Annotated in this window: 18 protein-coding genes; 2 read left to right on the top strand and 16 right to left on the bottom strand. The window is 41.1% G+C overall.

From position 1 onward, the window contains the following. Positions 1–268: 268 nt before the first annotated feature. Positions 269–1,111 carry a sulfide/dihydroorotate dehydrogenase-like FAD/NAD-binding protein gene (locus H8R91_RS10735; protein WP_022234329.1) on the top strand — a complete coding sequence of 281 codons (843 nt, stop codon included), beginning with the start codon at positions 269–271 and terminating at the stop codon, positions 1,109–1,111. Between the two features lie 2 nt (positions 1,112–1,113). Then, entirely contained in the window at positions 1,114–2,505 is a 1,392-nt protein-coding gene (gltA, locus tag H8R91_RS10730) for an NADPH-dependent glutamate synthase (protein ID WP_022234330.1), read from the top strand. Positions 2,506–3,183: 678 nt separating this feature from the next. Here the strand turns inward: gltA and H8R91_RS10725 are convergent. The 16 genes from H8R91_RS10725 to H8R91_RS10650 all read right to left on the bottom strand — a co-directional run bounded on the left by H8R91_RS10725 (position 3,184) and on the right by H8R91_RS10650 (position 18,596). After that, the gene (locus H8R91_RS10725) at positions 3,184–4,014 is read right to left on the bottom strand and encodes a hypothetical protein (protein ID WP_186936161.1); all 831 of its coding nucleotides are present in this window, start codon (positions 4,012–4,014) and stop codon (positions 3,184–3,186) included. A 2-nt stretch (positions 4,015–4,016) separates the two neighbouring features. Continuing rightward, the gene (locus H8R91_RS10720) at positions 4,017–4,721 is read right to left on the bottom strand and encodes a class D sortase (protein ID WP_186936159.1); all 705 of its coding nucleotides are present in this window, start codon (positions 4,719–4,721) and stop codon (positions 4,017–4,019) included. 6 nt (positions 4,722–4,727) lie between these two features. Beyond that, positions 4,728–5,324, bottom strand: a complete 597-nt coding sequence (locus tag H8R91_RS10715; protein ID WP_186936158.1) for a hypothetical protein — start codon at positions 5,322–5,324, stop codon at positions 4,728–4,730. 200 nt (positions 5,325–5,524) lie between these two features. Beyond that, entirely contained in the window at positions 5,525–6,451 is a 927-nt protein-coding gene (gene argF, locus H8R91_RS10710; RefSeq protein ID WP_022234333.1) for an ornithine carbamoyltransferase, read from the bottom strand. A 1-nt stretch (position 6,452) separates the two neighbouring features. Next, a complete protein-coding gene (locus tag H8R91_RS10705; RefSeq protein WP_436286332.1) occupies positions 6,453–7,622 on the bottom strand; it encodes an aspartate aminotransferase family protein in 1,170 nt (389 codons plus the stop codon). 11 nt (positions 7,623–7,633) lie between these two features. Next, positions 7,634–8,065: a GNAT family N-acetyltransferase gene (locus tag H8R91_RS10700; RefSeq protein ID WP_022234335.1), complete on the bottom strand. Its 432-nt coding sequence runs from the start codon at positions 8,063–8,065 to the stop codon at positions 7,634–7,636. A gap of 49 nt (positions 8,066–8,114) precedes the next feature. Beyond that, positions 8,115–8,966, bottom strand: a complete 852-nt coding sequence (gene argB / locus H8R91_RS10695) for an acetylglutamate kinase (RefSeq protein WP_186936154.1) — start codon at positions 8,964–8,966, stop codon at positions 8,115–8,117. Between the two features lie 73 nt (positions 8,967–9,039). Further along, entirely contained in the window at positions 9,040–10,266 is a 1,227-nt protein-coding gene (gene argJ, locus H8R91_RS10690; protein ID WP_022234337.1) for a bifunctional glutamate N-acetyltransferase/amino-acid acetyltransferase ArgJ, read from the bottom strand. A 37-nt stretch (positions 10,267–10,303) separates the two neighbouring features. Then, positions 10,304–11,338, bottom strand: coding sequence for an N-acetyl-gamma-glutamyl-phosphate reductase (gene argC / locus H8R91_RS10685; RefSeq protein ID WP_186936152.1), 1,035 nt, complete (start codon positions 11,336–11,338; stop codon positions 10,304–10,306). A 303-nt stretch (positions 11,339–11,641) separates the two neighbouring features. Continuing rightward, entirely contained in the window at positions 11,642–13,018 is a 1,377-nt protein-coding gene (argH, locus tag H8R91_RS10680; protein ID WP_186936150.1) for an argininosuccinate lyase, read from the bottom strand. A gap of 162 nt (positions 13,019–13,180) precedes the next feature. Beyond that, on the bottom strand, positions 13,181–14,404 hold the full coding sequence (locus tag H8R91_RS10675) for an argininosuccinate synthase (protein ID WP_176781229.1): 1,224 nt from the start codon (positions 14,402–14,404) through the stop codon (positions 13,181–13,183). Between the two features lie 517 nt (positions 14,405–14,921). Continuing rightward, positions 14,922–16,085 (bottom strand): glycoside hydrolase family 3 protein, encoded by a 1,164-nt coding sequence (locus H8R91_RS10670; RefSeq protein WP_186936148.1) that lies wholly within the window; start codon positions 16,083–16,085, stop codon positions 14,922–14,924. A gap of 8 nt (positions 16,086–16,093) precedes the next feature. Then, the gene (locus tag H8R91_RS10665; protein WP_186936147.1) at positions 16,094–16,384 is read right to left on the bottom strand and encodes a putative quinol monooxygenase; all 291 of its coding nucleotides are present in this window, start codon (positions 16,382–16,384) and stop codon (positions 16,094–16,096) included. A 70-nt stretch (positions 16,385–16,454) separates the two neighbouring features. After that, on the bottom strand, positions 16,455–16,592 hold the full coding sequence (locus H8R91_RS10660) for a DUF6198 family protein (protein ID WP_186936177.1): 138 nt from the start codon (positions 16,590–16,592) through the stop codon (positions 16,455–16,457). A 310-nt stretch (positions 16,593–16,902) separates the two neighbouring features. Beyond that, entirely contained in the window at positions 16,903–17,766 is an 864-nt protein-coding gene (locus H8R91_RS10655) for a dockerin type I repeat-containing protein (protein WP_186936145.1), read from the bottom strand. Positions 17,767–17,783: 17 nt separating this feature from the next. Then, positions 17,784–18,596 (bottom strand): dockerin type I repeat-containing protein, encoded by an 813-nt coding sequence (locus tag H8R91_RS10650; protein WP_186936143.1) that lies wholly within the window; start codon positions 18,594–18,596, stop codon positions 17,784–17,786. Between the last annotated feature and the right edge of the window lie 201 nt (positions 18,597–18,797).

Below are 18,797 nucleotides of genomic sequence, written 5' to 3'. Positions count from 1 at the left end.
AATGTAGAGTTGGAGTGATTTTGTTTTGCTTTTTGCAAATCGGATTTTTTGCTGCGAATTTGAAAATGTATCAAATATATTTTTACAATAAAAGATGAATTTATACGGCTGTATGTACATTGTTTTGGAAAAAAGTGCTTAAGGATTATGATGAAAAAAGACGAATTTGTATTGAAAATTTAATGCTATTGTGATAAACTAATATTAAGCATACAATGCGATTTTTTGTGTTGGATTTAAAAAGATTATACGAAGGGATAGATTTGAGATGTATAAGATAGTTAAAAAGAAATCACTCAACCCTACCGTTACTCTTATGGAAATTGACGCTCCGCTTATTGCAAAAAAAGCACAGCCGGGTCAGTTTATTATCCTTAGAGTTGACGAGGACGGTGAGCGTATTCCGCTTACTGTTGCAGGTTATGACAGAGAAAAGGGTACAGTTCGTATTATTTTCCAGATTGTCGGTGCTACAACAGAAAAACTCAACCACTTAAATGAGGGCGACTGCCTTCACGATTTTGTAGGCCCGCTCGGTGTTCCTACTCATACAGACGGCTACAAGAAAGTTTGCGTTGTAGGCGGCGGCGTAGGCTGTGCAATTGCACTTCCTATAGCTGAAAAGCTCCACGAGCTCGGCGTAGAGGTTCACTCTATTGTCGGTTTCAGAAACAAAGACCTTGTTATTCTTGAAGACGAATTCAAGGCTTGTTCAGACAAGTTTATTGTTATGACAGATGACGGTTCACACGGCAGACAGGGCGTTGTTACAACTCCGCTCGAAGAGATGATTAAAGCCGGCGAGAACTACGACCTTGTAATTACTATCGGTCCACTTATTATGATGAAGTTCGTTGTTAAGACAACAAAGCCTTACAACATTCCTACCACAGTTTCTATGAACCCGATTATGATTGACGGCACAGGTATGTGCGGCGGCTGTCGTCTTACGGTTGGCGGCGAAACAAAGTTTGCTTGCGTTGACGGCCCTGACTTTGACGGCTTCCAGGTTGACTTTGACGAGGCTATGAAGCGTGGCGCTATGTACAAGGAATTTGAGCGTAAGGCTTACAGCGAAGCTTGTAATCTGTTTAAGAAGGAGGTTGAGTAATTATGCCGAATATGTCACCTAAAAAAGCTCCTATGCCTACACAGGAGCCTAATGTAAGAAATAAAAACTTTCTTGAGGTAGCTACAGGCTACACAGAGGAAGTTGCAATCGAAGAGGCACAGCGTTGCCTTAATTGTAAGCATAAGCCTTGCGTATCGGGCTGTCCGGTACATATTTCAATTCCTGATTTTATTAAGGAAGTTGCACAGGGCAACTTTTCGGGTGCTTATGATGTAATTTCAAAATCAAGCTCACTTCCTGCAGTTTGCGGCCGTGTTTGCCCACAGGAAACACAGTGTGAGTCAAAATGCGTAAGAGGTATTAAGACCGAACCTGTAGGTATCGGCAGACTTGAGAGATTTGTTGCCGACTGGCACAATGCTCAGACAGATGTTGTTGTAAATAAGCCGGAGCCAAACGGTCATAAGGTAGCTGTAGTAGGTTCAGGCCCTTCAGGTCTTACTTGCGCAGGCGACCTTGCAAAAATGGGTTACGATGTAACTGTTTTTGAGGCACTCCACCTTGCAGGCGGCGTTCTTGTTTACGGTATTCCCGAATTCAGACTTCCAAAGTCAATCGTTCAGAAAGAAGTTGATACACTTAAGGCTCTCGGCGTTAAGGTTGAAACAAATATGGTTATCGGCAGAGTTATCTCTATTGACGAGCTTATGGACGATATGGGCTTTGAGGCAGTATTTATCGGTTCAGGTGCAGGTCTTCCGAGATTTATGAAGATTCCGGGCGAGAACCTTTGCGGTGTTTATTCCGCAAATGAGTTCCTCACAAGAACAAACCTTATGAAGTCTTATAAAGAGGATTCCGCTACACCTATTATGCACGCTAAAAAGGTTGCTATCGTAGGCGGCGGTAATGTTGCTATGGACGCTGCCCGTTGTGCTAAGCGTCTTGGTGCAGATGAAGTTTACATTGTTTACAGAAGAAGTGAAGAGGAACTTCCTGCAAGAAGAGAAGAAGTTGAGCACGCTAAGGAAGAGGGCATTATCTTTAAGCTCCTTAACAACCCTGTTGAAATTCTCGGTGATGAAAACGAGTTTGTAACAGGTATGAAGTGCGTTGAGATGGAACTCGGTGAGCCTGACGAAAGCGGCAGAAGAAGACCTGTTGTTAAGCCGGACAGCGAGTTTGTACTTGATGTTGACGCAGTAGTTATTTCTATCGGTACATCACCAAACCCACTTATCAAGGCTACTACAAAGGGCCTTGAAACACAGAAGTGGGGCGGCATTATCACTGATGAGCACGGTCTTACATCTCGTGAGGGCGTATATGCAGGCGGTGACGCTGTAACAGGTGCTGCTACAGTAATTCTTGCAATGGGTGCAGGCAAAACAGCCGCAGCAGCTATTGACGAGTACATTAAGAGCAAAGAGTAATTCTTATATAAAAAACATTTACCCGATTATAGCAAAAGCTATAGTCGGGTATTTTTTGTGTGTTTCATCGCTAAGATTAATAATTAAGGCTCTTTATCAAAAGTTGGTGTAATTATGGTTTGGTAAAATAATTAAAAAATTTAGGTCAAGCCTTTTTAAAGGCTTGCGGGTTTGGGCAGAGCCCATAAAAAGTTTCCCTTACATCAAATTATCGGGCGCAAACAGCAAAGCTGTTTGCGTGCTAAGACAATGTTTTGAAAACAGGCGATAGCCTTAAAAAGGGGAATAGATAAAATAATGTGCCGTCATTGCGTAGCAATGACGGCACAAATTATAGGGAGTATCTTTTCTCTGTTGCTGTCGCATTGGCTTTCGCCATTGTGTTCAAGCCGCCAAACAGCAAGCCGTTTGGCTATCAAAATTTGCGATAGCATAAAGTATTTGTGGGCGTTGCCCACACCCACAACCTTTGAAAATGTTGACCAAACTTTTTACTTCGGGACGGAGAGTTTAGCTTTTGCTTTACTTTGTTGCCCGACTGAAACTTAGTCATAATTTATAATTTTGTCATTTTCTTAAAAAGTTAGTCTGATTTTCCCCACCTCATCACTGCAAAACAGCAAACAAAAACCCGATTATAGCCTTTGCTACAATCGGGTATCTTAATACTTTTCTAAATCAGCTTACCGCTTTTTTATACAGCTGTTTATAAACCAAGAACAATGCCACCGATACTATTAAAAAGAACAGTGAGCACGCAAGCACGCACATTATAATGTTATTTGCACACGATACAAACAGCATATATGTTGCTCTTGACGCTATGTTAAAGGTTTCAATCTTCTTTGACAGCAAAATTACTATCGGCAATACCAATGTTGTCAAAAATGTGGCGGCTGTTGCATAATAAATATGGCGCACTGCCCTATGTTTCCATTTTGTTGATAATACAAATATTACGCAAATCAGCGCCGAAAGCACTGCACATATTGCAATTACAAACGGCAACAGCTTTTTAACATTCTGAAATCTGCCTGCTAATGTTCCGAAAAACGGCAATTCCAGCGACTGCTTATAAATTTTAGCCGCCTCTTTTATAAGGTATTCCCTGTTTTCGCTCGAAACACTGTCGGCGCTTATGCCCTTTTGCTCTATATACTTGTCAAGCGCTGTATTAAACGCCTGTTTAAAAGCTGTTTTATCAATCACACTGCCCTCGCCCGAATAATAATCCTGTATATACTTTTCAGTATCCTCGTGAATCATTATTTCATCAAGCAAGCCGTTGAAAAAGTCCTCTTCAAGTCCGCTTGCATAACCGAGGTCGGTCAAACTGCTTGTTATCTCGTCCTTTTTCTCGGTTATGTAATTGCAGGTGTTCATATTGTCAAGCATAAAGCTGTCATTAAACAGTGTAAACTGCAGCGAAACAGCATACGCAAGCACTGTTAAAAGCACCGCAAGCACAAGTGAAAGCAATATATTAACTATCTTTTTAACTGTTGACATACTCAGCCCTCCTTTGATGTTTTATCAATCTGAGGACCTGAAACATATTTTGCATACACAAAAAATCTCTGATCTGTAAGACCAAGCTCGTCAAACGGATAACAGGTATACATTATGAGATTTTCTTCATTTGCGCTTAAATCATACGCAGAGGTGTCTGTCGCTTTCTTTACAGCCGTATCGGTAATTTCGTATGTGTAATTGCCGTAGCTTGTCTTAATGGTAACAGTCTGCCCTGCCTTAGCGTTTTTAAGTCCGTTAAAATATGTATTGTTGTGTCCGGCAACAAGAATTGTTTTTCCGTAACCCGGTATAAAACTGCCGTTATATATGCCTACGCCGTTTCGCAGTGCAACATTTCCGTCACCGAAGAAAAGGTTATTGTCAATAGAGCAATCCTCTATGATAAGTTCGCCGAATTGCTCGCCTGTCTTTGGGTATTGGATTTCACTTATAGGCAGTTTTTTATTTGAATCGGTTTCATTTTCGTTTTCTGACACCGGCACAAATATATTGTTATATTCTGTGGAATAATCTCTTGCAGAGTCCGAAAACATAAGACCTGCTGCCGAAATTAAAGAAGATGACGGCATAAGTACAAGGTAGCCTAAAAGATAAATTACCACAAAAAATATAGAGGGAAGAATTAAAAAACCCTTCCCACCAATTTTTTTATGCCTGTGTCTGGTATTTTTCATATCAGACATTTACAATCAAGCTCTTTCTCTTTTTTTAACAGAAAGAACAACTGTAGCACCTGCTGCAAGAGCAACTGCTGCGCCTGCAACTGTAGCAACAGCGAATGTGTTTACATTAGCGCCTGTTGTAGCAATAGCATTGCTTGTAGTTGTTGTGTTACCCTTACTGTCAGTTGTAACCTTTGTGCTAACAATTGCGTTGCCGTTCTTGTCAGTAGCAGAAACAGTCTTAGTTGCCTTGTCGTAAGAAACTGTAACGCCTACAACATTGGCAGCCTTCTGACCATAAGTGAAGAGCTCCTGCTTCTGGGCTGTGTTAAGATCCTTAACAGTTGAAGCACCCTGTGACTTAAGGTAATCTACAGCATCATTGATGTCCGCAATAATCTCCTTAGATTCTGCGTCTGTCATGTCAATAGTGTTGAAGTAGTTTTCAGACTGGTTGAGCATCTCATCAGCATTAGTAATAAAACCACCGTTGTAGCTTGTGTTTACTTCTGAAAGCTTGTCAAGTACAGCCTGTTCTGCGCTGTTGATACCAGCGGCAAAAGCCGGCACGCTAGCCATAGCAATAACTGTTGCTGATGCAAGGATTGCAGATAACTTTTTCATTATTTATACCGCCTCTCTAAAGTATTTAGCAAATCGTTGAACAAAATTATATATATAAAATTTTGCCCAATTATCTACTTTGAATTATATTTTAACACAATAATTCTTTTTTGTAAATACTTTACATTAAATTACTGTCGAATCTTAGTTTTTTTATTTTTTGCAGTAAACAAAGTTGTTTATCTTGCTTGTTTTTGGTATTATTCACGAATTTTCTTGTCTGACATACATTCAACAAGAACAGCTTTTTGCGCATGAAGTCTGTTTTCTGCCTCTTCAAAGATTTCATTGGCATGCTCTTCAAATACATCGGCAGTGATTTCTTCGCCACGGTGAGCAGGTAAGCAGTGAAGAACCATACACTCAGGATTTGTAACAGACATAAGCTCTTTGTTTACCTGATAGCCGGCAAATGCCTGTTCACGGATTTTCTTTTCTTCTTCCTGTCCCATAGAAGCCCAAACATCTGTGTAAACCACATCGGCATTCTTCGCTGCCTCCATCGGGTCTTCAACAATTTCAAATTTGCCGTTGCCGTACTTTTTACCGAATTCAATAATGTGTTCAGGCGGCATATATCCCTTTGGGCAAGCTGCAGAGAAAGACATACCTGTGCTGAGTGCGCCGACAATGAGAGAGTTCATCATATTGTTGCCGTCACCGATAAAGCACATTTTAAGTCCCTCAAGTTTACCCTTAAACTCACGAATTGTCATAAGGTCTGCGAGCACCTGACATGGGTGGCAGTAGTCTGTAAGACCGTTGATAATCGGAATAGAACCGTGCTCTGCAAGAGCCTCAACTTCTTCCTGCTTAAATGTTCTTATCATAATACCGTCAAGAAAACGAGAGAGAACTCTTGCTGTATCCTGAACAGGCTCGCCTCTGCCGATCTGTAAATCATTGGATGAAAGGAAGAGCGGATAACCGCCGAGCTGTGTCATACCTACTTCAAAAGAAACTCTTGTTCTTGTGCTCGACTTCTCAAAAATCATACCAAGTGTTTTGCCGGCAAGAATTTTGTGCTCAATGCCGTGCTTCTGCTCATATTTAAGCTGGTCGGCAAGGTTAAGTGTATTGATGATTTCATCTGTTGACCAATCTTCAAGTTTAAGTAAATGCTTCATTTTAATTCTCCTTTAATGTTTTTTCAAGAATATCAAGCGCAAGGTCGATTTCTTTTTTTGTAATGTTAAGCGGCGGCAACATTCTTAAAAGTGACTTTGCGGTAATGATAATAAGTCCGTTTTCAACGCATTTTGCCGCAATGTCGTGTGCGTCGCCGTCTTTAAGCTCAATGCCAATCATAAGTCCCATTCTGCGAACAGCCTTTACGCCGTCCATTTTGAGGACTTTTTCTTCTATATATTTACCCTTTGACTCAACCTCGGAGAGAAACTCCGGCTTTGAAATTTTATCAAGCACATAGTTTGCACCTGCGCAAACAACAGGGTTTGCACCGAATGTTGTGCCGTGAGTCGAAGGTGACATTACATCTTTTAGTTTTTCGCCGCAAACGCATAAGCCGATCGGAAGTCCGCCGCCAATGCCCTTTGCAACTGTGAAAATGTCAGGTTTTACTTCAAAATTCTGGAAAGCGAACAGCTTGCCTGTTCTGCCTGCGCCTGTCTGCACCTCGTCAACAATAACAAGAATATCCTTTTCGTTACAGAACTTAACAAGGCTCTGAACATAGTCTTTATCAAGGATATTTACACCGCCCTCGCCCTGAATAAGCTCAAGCATAACTGCGCAGGTTTTGTCTGTTACGGCATTTTCAAGAGCGTTCATATCGTTGGCGTCAACATATGCGAATCCCTGTGTAAACGGGAAAAAGTAGTTGTGGAACACATCTTGTCCTGTAGCCGAAAGTGTGGTTACTGTTCTGCCGTGGAAAGAATTGTTGAGTGTAATAATCTCATTGCGGTCAGCACCGTACTTATCAAAGCTGTATTTTCTCGCAACTTTAATGGCACATTCATTAGCCTCCGCACCGCTGTTTCCGAAGCATACCTTTGAAAAGCCTGTAAGTGTACAGAGTTTTTCGGCAAGATTACTTGCCTGCGAGCAATAAAAGTAGTTTGACATATGCTGAATTGTGTTTGCTTGTTCGCTTACGGCTTTTACCCAGCCGTCCTCGCACCAGCCAAGACTGTTTACACCGATACCCGATGCGACATCAACATATTTTTTACCGTCCTCGTCATAAGCAGTTGCACCCTTGCCGCTTTTTAAAGCTACATTGTATCTGCCGTAGGTGTGCATTATGTACTGCGAATCTTTTTCCTTTGTATTCATCATACCACCCCTTAAGTGTTATCTACATCTTCGTTATTAAAGGAAAAAACAAATATATCCTCACGCTTTTTAAATCCGAAATCTTGCCAGAAGCTCTGACCCGTGGTGTTGTTCTGATAGCAGAAGATATGAGTTTTATCAATCCCTTGGTCTTTAATCGCTTTAATAGCGCTTTTTGCAAGTTCGTGACCGATTCGGTTTCTTCGGTAATCGGGCAGAACCGCCATATGGTGAATAAATCCTCGTCTGCCGTCATGACTTGCAAGTACAGTACCTACAATTTTACCGTCAATTACGGCAACCTTGCTCATACCCTCGCTTCTTGTCAGATAAGATTCTATTTTTGCTTTTTCGTCAGCCTTGGACAAGGCTCTTTTCGAGGTAATCTGCCAGAGGGCAAATACTTCCTCGTAGTCATCGATTGTCATTTCTCTGATTGTCATATCTGTTTTTCCTTATCAACTGCCCGTAGGCAAAATATTTGCAAATCTATTAATAGAACATTGTGCCGATACCCTCATCACTGAACATTTCAATGAGGATAGAGTGTTCAATTCTGCCGTCAATAATGTGTGCTCTGCTTACGCCGCTTCTTACAGCCTCAACACAGCAGTCAATTTTCGGAATCATACCGCCCTTTATGATGCCCTCACGCTTGAGCATAGGAACTTCGCTGACATTTACAACAGATATGAGCGAGTCTTCGTCGTTTACATCTTTTAAAAGACCTCTGATGTCTGTCATAAGAATGAGCTTTTTGGCACCGATTTTTGCCGCAATGTGAGCGGCGGCAATGTCTGCGTTTACATTATAAACATTTCCGTCATAACCGCTTGCAACGGTAGCCACAATCGGAATATAACCGTTGTTGATAACATTCTGCAAAGGTTCCGGATTTACTTCTTTAATCTCGCCTACATAGCCGAGGTCTGCACTTGTAACAAGTTTTTCTGCCATAAGCATATTGCCGTCAAGACCGCAAAGACCAATTGCTTTTCCACCGTGTTTTTCCATAAGCTGAACAAGGTTTTTGTTTACCTTGCCTGCAAGTACCATCTGCACAATGTCAATAGTTTCTTCGTCGGTAACACGCATACCGTTTTCAAACTTGCTTTCTTTGCCGACTGCCTTAAGCATTGCATTTATTTCAGGGCCGCCGCCGTGAACAAGCACAACATTAACGCCTACAAGGCGCATAAGTGCAATATCGCTCATAACGGCGCTTTTGAGTTTATCGTTTATCATTGCGTTGCCGCCGTATTTTACAACAATTGTTTCACCGCTGAATTTACGAATATACGGCATAGCTTGTATTAAGACTTTTGCTCTTTTATTAATATCCATTTTTCATTTCCCCTGATATAAATTTAATGCCCGTTTTTCAGATAAATTATGGTTTGGCAAATTACTTTTCCAATTAGGTTCTGTAATCTCCGTTAATCTTTACATAATCGTAAGTGAGGTCACAACCGTAAGCCTCGGCATAGCCAAAACCGTCATTTAATGATACAAGAATGTTGATTTCCTTTTCAAGCAGAATTTCCTTTGCTTTTTCTTCCGAAAACTCAACTCCTGCGCCGTCCTTGCATACAAGAATATTGCCTTTGGCGGATTCAAAAGAAACATCTACCTTTTTAACATCAACATCAGCGCCGCTGTAACCGATTGCACACAATACTCTGCCCCAGTTTGCATCTGAGCCGAACATTGCCGCCTTTACAAGGCTTGAACCGATAATGCTCTTTGCAACTTTAACAGCGTTGGGCTTGCTCTTAGCGCCCTCAACCTTGCAAACAAGAAGTTTTGTTGCGCCTTCGCCGTCACCCGCAAGTTTCTTTGCAAGTGCTCTGAAAGCTGCGGTAAGTCCGCTTAAGAATGTATAGTAATCTTCGTTTTTATTGGTAATCATTTTGTTGCCGGCTTTGCCCGATGCCATAATAGCAAGGGTATCGTTTGTAGATGTATCGCCGTCAACGCTTACCATATTGTAACTGTCCTCAACAGCCTCACGCAGAGCCTCACGCAGCATATCCGAAGAAACAGCCGCATCTGTTGTAACAAAAGAGAGCATAGTACCCATATTAATGTGAATCATACCGCTGCCCTTTGCAATGCCGCCGATTGTAACGGTTTTGCCGTCAAGCTCCATCTGCATAGCCATTTCTTTTTTTACCGTATCGGTTGTCATAATAGCCTCGGCTGCGTCTGTGCCGCCCTCTTTTGTAAGGTGACCTTTCATATATACGCAAGCCTTTAAAATAGGCTGAATAGGCAGAGGCTGACCGATAACACCTGTTGATGCAACGATAACATCTTCCGCTTTTACACCGAGAGTTTCGCCTGCGATAAGGCACATATGATTTGCAATGTCATATCCGTTTGCGTTGCAGGTGTTTGCATTGCCGGAATTTACGATAACAGCCTGTGCAATGCCGTCTTCGAGGTGCTTTTTGGTTACCTCGATAGCCGAACTTTTAACAAGGTTTTTGGTATAAACAGCCGCCGCCGTACAGGGAGTGTCGCAATAAATCAGCGCAAGGTCACGCTTTGTTTTATTTGACGGCTTGATTGACGCACAAATACCGGCTGCTGTAAAACCCATAGGAGAAGTAACTGTGCCTTCGATAAATCTGTAATTTCCCATAATAAAGCCTCCGTTTTATGTTTTGCTTAATTATTAATTAAAAAGCAGGTGGAACAATAACAAGACCTGTCTTTTCGTCAAGTCCGAAAATAATGTTCATATTCTGAATTGCCTGACCTGCTGCGCCTTTAACCATATTGTCAATAGCTGCGCAGGCAACAAGTTTATTTGCTCTTTTATCGTGATGAATGGAAACATCACAGAAGTTTGAATAGCGTACATTGTGAATGTCGGCGCATTTGCCGTCATCAAGAAGTCTTACAAAAAACTCGTCTTTGTAGAAATCCTCATACGCTTTTCTGATTTGCTCAAAAGTAACGCCCTCGTTAATATCCGCATAAACAGTGGCAAGAATACCTCTGTTTACAGGTAAAAGGTGCGGCACAAATGTGATTGTTACATCTTCGCCCGAAAGTTTTGAAAGTGTCTGCTCAATTTCGGGTGTGTGGCGGTGGCAGGCTACCTTATAAGCGTGGAATCCCTCGTTAAGTTCAGGGAAGTGATTGCCTTGTGTAGGTTTTCTGCCTGCACCCGTTACACCGCTTTTGCAGTCACAGATGATACCCTTTGTGCTTACAAGTCCGTTTGCGATTGCCGGAGCAATGGCAAGTGGGGAACAGGTAGTGTAGCAGCCGGGGTTTGCAATTAATTTTTTACCTTTAATTTTATCTCTGAAAAATTCAGGAAGTCCGTAAACAGCCTGCTCGTGGAGCTTTTTGTCAAGAAAAGTACCGCCGTACCACTCTGTATATTCTTCTTCGCTCTCAAGACGGAAGTCTGCGCCGAGGTCAATGAAAGCCTTGCCTGCGCTTATGCACTTTTCGGCAAGTTCCTGTGAAAGACCGTGGGGAAGTGCGGCGAAGATAACATCGCTTTTCTCAACAACAGCGTCTTGGTCTTCACAGACCATATCGTTTAAAAATGTATATGACGGATAAACATCGCTTAACTTCTGACCTTCAAAAGAAACCGAGCTGATAGCTGAAATTTCAGCCTCGGGGTGACTTGTCAGAAGTCTTACAAGCTCGGCGCCGGCATAGCCTGTTGCGCCTACAATACCTGCTTTTATCATTTTAATCAATCCTTTATGAATATATATCTAACAATTCTTATACTGATACTAATAGTCTATATCTAAATCAATCCGCCAAACATTAACTAAAACAAACAAATAAAGGTTTGAAGTTTCCAAAGGTCACTGACCTTTGGTCGTCTAAGGAAAAAGGATTCTTAAGGGAAAAGGGACTCGAAATCCCTTTTCTCTTGAGCGTGCTTTCTTTTGGAGCTTTTCTTTTCACGCAAAAGAAAAGCGGAATTGGCAGGAGGTTTAATTTAAGACAAAAATTGTTTTCAACAACTGCATTTATAAAATCAATTATAAATTCTTAGCAATCTCTGCAACTCTCTTTGCCTGTGCCTTTACATTTTCAGAGGCAGGGCCGCCGAATGCTTTTCTTTCGTTTGTACAAGTTTCAAGTGAAATTGCTCTGTAAACATCATCGTTAAATACATCACAAACCTTTTTGTACTCCTCAATCGGGAGGTTTTCAAGGTCTGTACCAAGCTCAATGCATCTTGCAACGAGTTCGCCTGTTGCCTTGTATGCATCTCTGAACGGTACCCCATTCTTTGTGAGCCAGTCTGCACAGTCGGTTGCGTTAATAAATCCGCCTGCTGCCGCTTTACGCATATTCTGCGGAATAACTTTCATTGTGTCGAGCATTGGAGTAAAGGCTGTAAGGCACATTTTAACTGTATCAACAGCATCAAAAATTGCCTCTTTGTCCTCCTGCATATCTTTATTGTATGCAAGGGCAATGCCTTTCATAATTGTAAGTAAAGTCATATTGTCGCCGAAAACTCTGCCGCTCTTGCCACGGACGAGTTCTGCGATGTCAGGATTCTTTTTCTGCGGCATAATTGAAGAACCTGTTGAAAAAGCGTCGTCAAGCTCAATGAATTTAAATTCCCAGCTGCACCACATAATGATTTCTTCTGAAAATCTTGAGAGGTGCACCATAATAATAGAAAGAACAGACGCAAACTCAATGCAGTAATCTCTGTCGGATACACCGTCAAGCGAGTTGTTTGTAATTCTTTCAAAACCGAGCAGCTCGGCTGTAATTGTTCTGTCGATAGGGTATGTTGTGCCTGCTAAAGCACAAGAGCCGAGCGGCATTTCGTCCATTCTCTTAAGGCAGTCCTCAAGTCTTGACACATCTCTTAAAAGCATTTCGCCGTAAGCTAAAAGGTGGTGACCGAAAGTAATCGGCTGTGCTCTCTGTAAATGAGTGTAGCCGGGCATAACGGTTTCGCTGTACTTTTCCGCCTTGTTGGCAATAACCTTGATAAGGTCAACAACGAGCTTTTTAACATTTACAACTTCCTTTTTAAGGTAAAGTTTAATGTCAACGGCTACCTGGTCGTTACGGCTTCTTGATGTGTGAAGTCGCTTGCCGTTGTCGCCGATTCTCTTTGTAAGCTCGCCCTCAATAAAGGTGTGAATATCCTCTGCTTCCATATCAATATGGAGAGTGCCGTTTTCTATGTCTGCAAGGATTCCCTTAAGACCCTGAACTATGTCGTCAGCCTCTTCCTGTTTGATAATGCCACATCTGCCGAGCATTGTTGCGTGGGCAATACTGCCCTCGATATCCTCTTTATACATACGGCTGTCAAATGAGATTGAGCTGTTAAAATCGTTAGTGGTTTTTGAAAGTTCCTTTTTAAATCTGCCTTTCCAAAGCTGCATATAATCACCTCGGGTTAATGAATGATTGTTAATTTGTGTATTATTTATAATTGATATTGCTGTTTAAAAATATCCGTATAAACAACTGTCAGGGACAGAGAATTTCCCTGTCCCCGAACCGGAATAATTATTTTAATTCATACAAAAGTCTTTGAGTAAAAATTACTTAATAAGACCCTTTTTAGCACGAACCTTGATTGGAAGACCGAAGAGGTTGATGAAACCTGCACTGTCGTTCTGATCGTAAACCTGATCCTCGTCAAAGGTTGCAATTTCTTCATCATAGAGTGAATATGGGCTTGTAACGCCTGCGTCAATGATGTTGCCCTTGTAAAGCTTTAACTTAACATCACCTGTTACATACTCCTGTGTGCTGTCAACGAATGCCGAGAGAGCCTCACGGAGAGGTGTGTACCATTTGCCGTCATAAACGAGTTCTGCAAATGTGTTTGAAAGGTTCTTCTTGTAGTGAAGTGTATCCTTGTCAAGGCAGATTTCCTCAAGCTTGTTGTGTGCAGCGTAGAGAATTGTGCCGCCCGGTGTTTCATAAACTCCACGAGCCTTCATACCAACAAGACGGTTCTCAACGATATCTGTAATACCTACGCCGTTTCTGCCGCCGATTTTGTTAAGCTCTTTAATAAGCTCTACAGAGTCGATTTCCTCGCCGTTAAGTTTTGTAGGAACGCCCTTTTCAAATGAAATTGTAACATACTCTGCCTTGTCGGGAGCCTGCTCAGGAGAAACGCCGAGTTCAAGGAAGCCCTCCTTGTTGTACATAGGCTCATTTGCAGGATCTTCAAGGTCAAGACCTTCGTGGCTTAAGTGCCAGAGGTTTTTATCCTTAGAATAGTTTGTTTCACGGTTAATCTTGAGCGGAATGTTGTGCTTTTCAGCGTACTCGATTTCGTCCTCACGGCTCTTGAATTCCCAAGTTCTCCAAGGAGCGATAATCTTCATATCCGGAGCATAAGCCTTGATAGCAAGTTCAAAACGAACCTGGTCGTTACCCTTACCTGTGCAACCGTGGCAAATAGCGTCAGCGCCCTCGGCTTTAGCGATTTCTACAAGTCTTTTAGCAATGATAGGACGGGCAAATGATGTACCGAGGAGGTATTTGCCCTCATAAACTGCGCCTGCTTTAACTGTAGGAATGATGTAATCGTCAACAAACTCCTTGTTAAGGTCTTCAATATAAAGTTTAGATGCGCCTGTCTTAATAGCCTTTTCCTCAAGACCGTCAAGCTCTGTGCCCTGTCCTACATCACCCGAAACAGCGATAACCTCGCAGTTGTCATAGTTTTCTTTTAACCAAGGAATAATAATAGAAGTATCAAGTCCGCCTGAATAAGCGAGAACAACTTTTTTAATTTTATTGTCAGCCATTTTAATTTCCTCCATAGAAATGATTTATATTACTCTTACATTATACGCTTTCTGACGGAAAAATCAAGTGTTTTTTGAATAATTATTCAATACGCCGTAAAATTGTGATAAATGCACTTAATTCAAAATAAAACCCAAGGTTTTTACAGCAAAATCAACCTTGATTTCAACATAAATCTTCAATATATGTATAAAAATGCATATATGCAGAAATAATGAATATTCATTTTTTACGCTTGATTTTGCATAAAATGTATATTTTAATGAATATTCAATGCAGATATTCATTTTGACTTGCGGCAAAGCAAAAAATAAACAGCCGATTGGATATTTAATCAAAGTAAAACAGGTCTTCAAATTTTTTGTCCAATGAAATGCATAAAATCAGAGCAAGTTTTATTGTCAACTTTATTATACATATGCCAAGTAAACTTGTTAATAGATTTTTTGATTTATTTATATCACTAAATACAAGCAAGTAAAAAAGCCCGACTGTTTTTACACAGTCGGGCAAGAGTTATAAAATTGCAAGATTTCTTTTCCATATCAAAATTCTTTTTACAGACTCGTCGATTCTGTCTGCTGTAATTTTTCCGCTTTGTACGGCATTAAGCAATGCGGTATATTCGTTTTCAATATCGCCGCAACAGAGGAAGTCATTGCCTGCTTTAAAAGCGACAACCGAGAGTGGCTCGTAAATGTCAAGGGCATCAACGGCAAACATATCGAGGTCATCGGTCATAACAACTCCGTCAAATTTAAGCTTATCTCTTATAACCTCATGCACAGGCTCAGAGAGCGAGGCGGGATTTTCGCTGTCAATCGAATTTACTGTTACGTGCGACACAAGAATACTGTCTGCGCCTGCCTTTATTCCTGCCTGAAACGGCAGAAAATCATTGTTCTGCAAGTCCGAGAAAGTTCTGTTGTCTGTAGCGCTTGAGTAATGTGTGTCGCCGTTATCTCCGTATCCGGGAAAGTGCTTTAATACAGTGCCGAGTTTTTTCTCTTTGCTTGCTTTTACAACAGTATCTACAAATCTGCTTGTGCTTGCGGCGTCACTTGAAAACGACCTGTAATACATAAATGAATCGGGGGCGGAAGTGATGTCGCAGACAGGCGCCATATTTACATTTACGCCGAGCGAAAGCAGAAATTCCGCTTTATCGTATGCGTCGTCTTCAATAGCACTCCAACCGCCGTTGTTAAATGTATCGCTCGGTGAAAGGTATGCGCTGTCCCTTAGGTTTGGATTATCGCTCGCTCTTACAACCGTTCCGCCCTCTTCGTCTGTGCCAATAATAAGCGGAATTTTGGCATTGGACTGCATAGCGTTTATATCGGCATTCACTTCTTCTTTTGTCTTGCCGTCAAAATCTACACCGAACAGCAAAACGCCGCCGATGTGGTATTTGTTTATTGCGTCGCTCATATCATTGCCACGACAATTTACATAAAACAGCTGTCCGACTTTTTCTTCAACCGTCATTTTTGAAATCATATCGTCAATGTCTGAATACGTGTCGGGAGGAGCGGTGGTTTCTGTCACTGTTGCCTGACTGTTTTGCTCGTCATTTGTCGACTGTGCTTTTGAAGCTTCGCCCGTGTTCTGACAGCCTGCAAGCGCTGTTGCCAACATTGCTGCGGTGAGAAGTGATGTAATTGTTCTTTTGATTTTCATTTTATCCCTCATTTAAAAATTTCGACAGTCGTATTTTCTACAAATCTGTCCTTAAAAGTTTTCATCTTTTGCATATGCGGTGTGTTAAGATGTTCTTTTTGCAATTTTTCGGACTGCCATTTTTCAATAAGCAGTACCTCATTGCTTTTTCCGAATGACGGCACAAAGTAATCGTATTTTATACAGCCGTTTTCATTTTGTACAATCTGCGGAAAGCCCTCGTTTTTAAGAGCTGTCAAAAAGTCATTAACCATACCGTTTTTAACGGAATATTTTACGATAAGCGTGATTTCTTTCATTTTATCTCCTTGTCGGTCTTTTTAAGTGTTTTGTAAGTTTCAAAATAAAAGAATTTGTCTGTATATGTACCTATATTATACCAACGGCTTTGCCCATTGTAAAGGCTGAAAGTACAGTTTCTATACCAAGTCCGTCAAGGTAGCCTAGGCAGAAGAAAGTAAGCACAGCGGTTATAAAAATCTTCCGATATAACAAATTATTATGCACACTGACAGCCTGCTGTCAGTGTGCATAAAACAAAATTTAAAAAAACAGGCGGTAGCCGTTGTAACCGGAAATGCCCAAAATATAGGCAACGCATTGCGTTGCCTATGAAGGTTAAGTATGTTTTCTTTTATTGCTCTCGCATTGACTTTCGCCCATTCGTTCAAGCCGCCAAACAGCAAGCTGTTTGGCTATCGTTAGATTGCATAAACGGAGAGTATTTGTGGGCTTTGCCCACACCCACAACCTTTGAAACGGTTGACCAAACTTTTATAATACTTTGCAAAATTATTTTGCAAAACCATAATTTTAATTATCGTTTTGCTATTGCTCTCTGTAAGGTTGTAACATCCCTTACATCACGGTGACCGTCAAAGTTTGTATCTGTGTAATAATACTGGAGCGAATCAAGCTCAACCGATCCGGAAATGTACTGTTGCAGCAAAGTAACATCGTTTACATCTACTGTGCCTTGAAGGTCAATATTGCCGAATCTCAATATGTATATATTCGAACCGACAGTACCGCCGCCGCCGCCGACTACATAAGCTTTGCGGTAAGAAAATGTAGTGCAGTAATCTGTTGGTTCATTGATTTTAGTAGACAGATAAATTTCCACGCAGCCGTCCTTATCCGGAACTACGCCCGTTACAGCACCGCCGCTCTGGAAGTACAAGGCGGAGTCATAATAACCGCCGCCGTCTGCTTTTTCGTATTTGAACTTATGATCATGACTGCCGATACTTGAGTATTCCATTGTATGCGAGCCGTCCTTGTTAAAATAATTCGGATCTACCTCGTGAAGATTTATTTTTGCTTTAACATACCTTCCGCCTTTATCGTCAAATGTGTAATATGCATGTAAGTTACCAGAACCGCTTACAAAATAGCGGGCGTATTTTTCGGTAGACGGCATAAAGAGTGTTTTGTCACCGTCTATACAATCGGCAAATTTCATGGAGTAGTTTTTTTGAGTATCGCCTCCCGTAAATAATACTCCGTTTGTATAATCGGACGGAATATTGTACGCAGAAACCAAAAGCGTGTTGTTGCCGATGTTTTTTGCCGAGTTGGAAATCTCAACACCCTTATGCGGCTTAACGGTTTTTGCGTTTGCGGTCACTGCTGCACCTGCAGTCAGCACCGCACAAAGAATTAAACATACAAATTTTTTCATTTTATACTCCTTTATAATTATTTGGTAATAGTTTGTTGTAAGTCTGTAACATCTTTAACATTTGTTTTACCGTCACGGTTTATGTCGGAATAAAACATCTGAAGTTTATCAAATTCCGCATCGCCTGCAAGGTATCTCTGCAAAAGGGTTGCATCGTTTACATTTGTACTGCCTTTAAGGTCAATATTGCCAAAACAAAGCATCGGCACATACATATTTATTATTCCGCTGTAATTAGGCAGGTAGGTTGAAAATGCGGTTTTCAAACCGGGTTTTGCTTTTATATAAATTTCCACACAGCCGTTCTCGTCGGGTGCAACACCGTTTACCGCACCGCCGCTAAAGAAAGTGAGATTGGATCCATTTTCCCTAAGAGTGTAGGTTGCTCCGTTTCCGTCTGTATCGGTATATGAACCGTCACTGTTAAAATAGCTTGAAACATCGCTTAATTTTACCCTTAGTTTTACATATTCGCCGCCTGTATTCGCAAAGGAATAGCCTGCATAAGTATTTCCGGTGCTACCGCCGTTTGCCGAAACAAAGCGAGTATAGCTTTCGCTTGACGGCATGGAAATAACGGTATTTTTACCTATACAATCCTTGTATTGTACAGCATATTGTTTTTCTGTATTTTTGCCGTAAAAACTCACTCCGCCAAGTGAATTTTTACTAAGATTATAAGTAAACACATTTAAGGTGTTGTTTTCAAGTTTTACCCCTGAATCAAGCACCTGAACGCTATTATTTTCCCGAACAACTGCCGCATTGGCGGTAATTACCGAGCCTGCCGCCATAACAGCAACAAGTGCGATACTGATTAATTTTTTCATTATTTATCCCCCCCAATATAAAATTTTTGTAAAACAATAAATGTTTCATACAATCAAACAATATTATACAATATTTTGCAAGATAAAGCTACAAAGCAAAAAGCTGAATTTTTGATTTGCTCATAGAAAAATTGTGACACTTTGCACATACAACTCTGTTTTAACTTGTTATCACAAAGAATTTATGCTATTATTCTAATA

The sequence above is a fragment of the Ruminococcus intestinalis genome, assembly GCF_014288065.1.
Lineage (GTDB): Bacteria > Bacillota > Clostridia > Oscillospirales > Acutalibacteraceae > Ruminococcoides > Ruminococcoides intestinale_A.
This window is presented reverse-complemented; position numbering and strand designations above follow the sequence as displayed.

Coding starts and splice junctions, on each gene's coding strand:
- H8R91_RS10670 (WP_186936148.1), bottom strand. CDS start 16,085: ATGAAAATCAAAAGAACAATTACATCACTTCTCACCGCAGCAATGTTG.
- argC (WP_186936152.1), bottom strand. CDS start 11,338: ATGATAAAAGCAGGTATTGTAGGCGCAACAGGCTATGCCGGCGCCGAG.
- H8R91_RS10665 (WP_186936147.1), bottom strand. CDS start 16,384: ATGAAAGAAATCACGCTTATCGTAAAATATTCCGTTAAAAACGGTATG.
- H8R91_RS10715 (WP_186936158.1), bottom strand. CDS start 5,324: ATGAAAAAGTTATCTGCAATCCTTGCATCAGCAACAGTTATTGCTATG.
- H8R91_RS10675 (WP_176781229.1), bottom strand. CDS start 14,404: ATGGCTGACAATAAAATTAAAAAAGTTGTTCTCGCTTATTCAGGCGGA.
- H8R91_RS10705 (WP_436286332.1), bottom strand. CDS start 7,622: ATGAATACAAAGGAAAAAGATTCGCAGTACATAATGCACACCTACGGC.
- gltA (WP_022234330.1), top strand. CDS start 1,114: ATGCCGAATATGTCACCTAAAAAAGCTCCTATGCCTACACAGGAGCCT.
- H8R91_RS10725 (WP_186936161.1), bottom strand. CDS start 4,014: ATGTCAACAGTTAAAAAGATAGTTAATATATTGCTTTCACTTGTGCTT.
- argB (WP_186936154.1), bottom strand. CDS start 8,966: ATGGATATTAATAAAAGAGCAAAAGTCTTAATACAAGCTATGCCGTAT.
- argJ (WP_022234337.1), bottom strand. CDS start 10,266: ATGGGAAATTACAGATTTATCGAAGGCACAGTTACTTCTCCTATGGGT.
- argF (WP_022234333.1), bottom strand. CDS start 6,451: ATGAAGCATTTACTTAAACTTGAAGATTGGTCAACAGATGAAATCATC.
- H8R91_RS10735 (WP_022234329.1), top strand. CDS start 269: ATGTATAAGATAGTTAAAAAGAAATCACTCAACCCTACCGTTACTCTT.
- H8R91_RS10650 (WP_186936143.1), bottom strand. CDS start 18,596: ATGAAAAAATTAATCAGTATCGCACTTGTTGCTGTTATGGCGGCAGGC.
- argH (WP_186936150.1), bottom strand. CDS start 13,018: ATGCAGCTTTGGAAAGGCAGATTTAAAAAGGAACTTTCAAAAACCACT.
- H8R91_RS10700 (WP_022234335.1), bottom strand. CDS start 8,065: ATGACAATCAGAGAAATGACAATCGATGACTACGAGGAAGTATTTGCC.
- H8R91_RS10720 (WP_186936159.1), bottom strand. CDS start 4,721: ATGTCTGATATGAAAAATACCAGACACAGGCATAAAAAAATTGGTGGG.
- H8R91_RS10655 (WP_186936145.1), bottom strand. CDS start 17,766: ATGAAAAAATTTGTATGTTTAATTCTTTGTGCGGTGCTGACTGCAGGT.